The sequence below is a fragment of the Acidocella sp. genome (assembly GCF_035535915.1).
Classification (GTDB): Bacteria; Pseudomonadota; Alphaproteobacteria; order Acetobacterales; family Acetobacteraceae; genus Acidocella.
This window is the reverse complement of sequence record NZ_DATLPB010000071.1, coordinates 1-2,759: the sequence shown is the minus strand read 5'-3', so window position 1 is coordinate 2,759 and position 2,759 is coordinate 1. Positions and strand designations below refer to the sequence as shown.

Here is a 2,759-nt window from a genome sequence, read left to right as displayed (position 1 = left end):
GCAATCACCAAGCCCGCCATCGCGCAGCCAGCCGTCGCGCAGCCGGTCGTCGCCAAGCCGGTCGTTCCGGGGCCGGTCGTTCCGAGGCCGGCGCCGGCGGCACCCAAGCCGGTAGCCCCGCCTGCCCCCGTGAACATTACTTTTGCCGCCGGCAGCGCCACCTTGCCGGCCGGCGCCCAAGCCCGTCTCGCCCCGTTCTGCAAGGCCTCCGGCCCGATCGTCATCAATGCACGGGCTCCGGCCGACCCGGACGATAATTCGCACAGCATGCGCCTGTCATTGGCGCGCGCCTTGGCCGTCCGCGCGAACTTGAGCGCCTGCGGGGTCGCGTCACAAAATATTCTACCCAGGGCGTTGGGTGCCGGCCCCGGCGGCGCTAATGACATCACGGAAATCCAAACAGGGCTGAACCCATGACCAAGCCGACCAGCTACCTGATCCGCATGATCCTGTTCTGCCTCATCGTGTATGGCGGCGTGGCGGCCATCTCGCCCCAGCTCGCCCGCTTCTACATGGCCAATCCGGTGATCAACACCGTGATCGTGCTGGTCGAGGTTTTCGGCGTGTTCTGGAATCTGCGCCAGGTGCTGCGGCTCTATCCCGAAGTGGCCTGGGTCGAGGATTTCCGCCGCGCCCGCCAGAAACTCGAACAGGCGACGCCGCCGGTGCTCCTGGCCCCGATGGCCCGCATGCTGCACGGCCGCGCCGATGGCGAACGGCGCTTCACCCTGTCCGGCCAGGCGATGCGCACCATCCTCGACGGCATTTCCAGCCGGCTGGACGAGAGCCGCGAACTCTCCCGCTACATCACCGGGGTGATGATCTTCCTTGGCCTGCTCGGCACGTTCTGGGGCCTGCTGCACACGGTCAGTTCGGTCGCCGCAGTGATCAACAGCATGACCCTGGGCGGCGGCGACGTGAACGCGATGTTCGCACAGCTCAAAGCCGGGCTCGCCAAGCCGCTGGACGGCATGGGCACCGCCTTCTCGGCCTCGATGTTCGGCCTGTCCGGCGCGCTGATCCTGGGCTTTCTCGACCTCACCGCCGGCCAGGCGATGAACCGGTTTTTCAATGAGCTGGAAGAATGGCTGGCGGGGCTCACCCGCCTGTCCACCGGCGTGGGCGGCCATGACGGCGAGACGCCGATCCCGGTCTATGTGCAGGCGCTGCTGGAACAGACCGCCGAAAACATGGAGTCACTGCAGCGCGTGCTGACGCGTGGCGAGGAAGGACGCTCCCAGGGCAATGCCGCCCTGGTGACGCTGAACGAGCGCATGAGCACGCTGGCCGACACGCTGCGCACCAGCCATCAGCTGATGACCAAAGTGGCGGAAGCGCAAGTGGCGCTGGGGCCCGCCCTCTCCCGCCTCGGCGAACGCCAAAACGGCGAGGATGATGTGGCGCGCGCGCATCTGCGCAATATCGAACTGCTGCTCACAAGGCTGCTCACGGAAAACGAACAAGGCCGCAACCAGGGCCTTGCCGAGCTGCGCAGCGACCTGAAACTCCTCACCCGCACCGTCGCCGCGGCGACACGGGACGAAACCCGCGCATGAAGGGGCGCCGCAACGGCAACGGGCTGGAAGCCTGGCCGGGCTATGTGGACGCGCTGTCCACATTGCTTATGGTCACGATCTTCGTGCTGCTCGTGTTCGTGCTGGCCGAGGCGTTCCTCTCCTCGGCCCTGAGCGGCAGCGACAACACCATTTCCCGGCTGCGCGAGCAGATCGCGGCTCTGTCCCAAAGCCTGTCTCTGGAAACCAGCAAGGACACGACCCTGTCGCGGGAACTGGCGGCGCTGAACGCGCAGCTCGCCGCCGCCCAGGCGTCAAACACCGGCCTCACGCAGCAGCTCGCGGCCGCCAACGGCACCATCTCCACGCTGAACGCCAAGGACACCCAGCTCGAGGCCCAGCTTTCGGACGCCCAGGCCGAGGCGAGCTCGGCCACCAACCGGATCTCCGCCTTGCAGAACCAGATGGCGGCCCTGGCGCAGCAGCAGAGCGAGGCCGGCCCCGGTCTGCAGCAGCAATTGAGCACCACGCAGGGCAAGCTCGACGAAGCCCAGAAACTCACGCAACAGCAGCAGGACCAGATCACGCTGCTCAACCAGCAGATCGCCGCCATGCGGCTGCAGCTCGCGGTGCTGGAACAAGCGCTCAACGCCGCCCGCACGCTCGACGCCAAGGAGAACGTGCAGATCGCCGATCTCGGCAAGCAACTGAACGAAGCGCTGGCGCGCAAGGTTGAAGAGCTGCAGCAATATCAAAGCGCCTTCTTCCACGCCATGCGCGACGCCCTGGCCAACGAGCCGAACATCAAGATCGTCGGCGACCGCTTCGTGTTCGAGAGTGACGTGCTGTTCCCTGTGGACCAGGCGACCATCACCCCCACCGGCCAGAAGGAAATCGCCCAGGTGGCGAGCGCTGTTCAGGAAATTTCCAAAAAAATCCCGGCGAATGTGAAATGGGTGCTGAGCGTGGACGGTTATGCCGACTCGCAAGCCATCACCGGCGGACCGTATCACTCCAATTTCGATCTTTCCTCGGCGCGCGCTCTGGCGGTGCTGGACTTGCTGGTGAAAGACGGCGTGCCGCAGGAACGCCTCGCCGCCACGGCAATGGGGTCGAACAACCCGCTCAACCCCGGTACCACCCCGGCGGATTACGCGCAGAACCGCCGCATCGAGTTCCGGTTGACGAGCCCTTGATGGTTTTAGAAGAAAGGAAGCAGCCGCTTTTTGAAAAAAGCGGCGCAAA

The 2,759-nt window shown here is 65.5% G+C and carries 2 protein-coding genes and 1 pseudogene; all 3 read left to right on the top strand.

Going from position 1 to position 2,759, the window contains the following annotated elements; genetic code table 11:
* Positions 1–417, top strand: a pseudogene (locus tag VNC39_RS08665) (hypothetical protein); the annotation flags it as partial.
* Positions 414–1,556 carry a flagellar motor protein MotA gene (locus tag VNC39_RS08660; RefSeq protein WP_325398210.1) on the top strand — a complete coding sequence of 381 codons (1,143 nt, stop codon included), beginning with the start codon at positions 414–416 and terminating at the stop codon, positions 1,554–1,556. The pseudogene VNC39_RS08665 and the gene VNC39_RS08660, both read left to right, overlap by 4 nt.
* Positions 1,553–2,710 (top strand): peptidoglycan-binding protein, encoded by a 1,158-nt coding sequence (locus tag VNC39_RS08655; protein ID WP_325398208.1) that lies wholly within the window; start codon positions 1,553–1,555, stop codon positions 2,708–2,710. The genes VNC39_RS08660 and VNC39_RS08655 overlap by 4 nt, the downstream gene beginning before the upstream one ends.
* Positions 2,711–2,759 lie beyond the last annotated feature (49 nt).

Coding starts and splice junctions, on each gene's coding strand:
- VNC39_RS08660 (WP_325398210.1), top strand. CDS start 414: ATGACCAAGCCGACCAGCTACCTGATCCGCATGATCCTGTTCTGCCTC.
- VNC39_RS08655 (WP_325398208.1), top strand. CDS start 1,553: ATGAAGGGGCGCCGCAACGGCAACGGGCTGGAAGCCTGGCCGGGCTAT.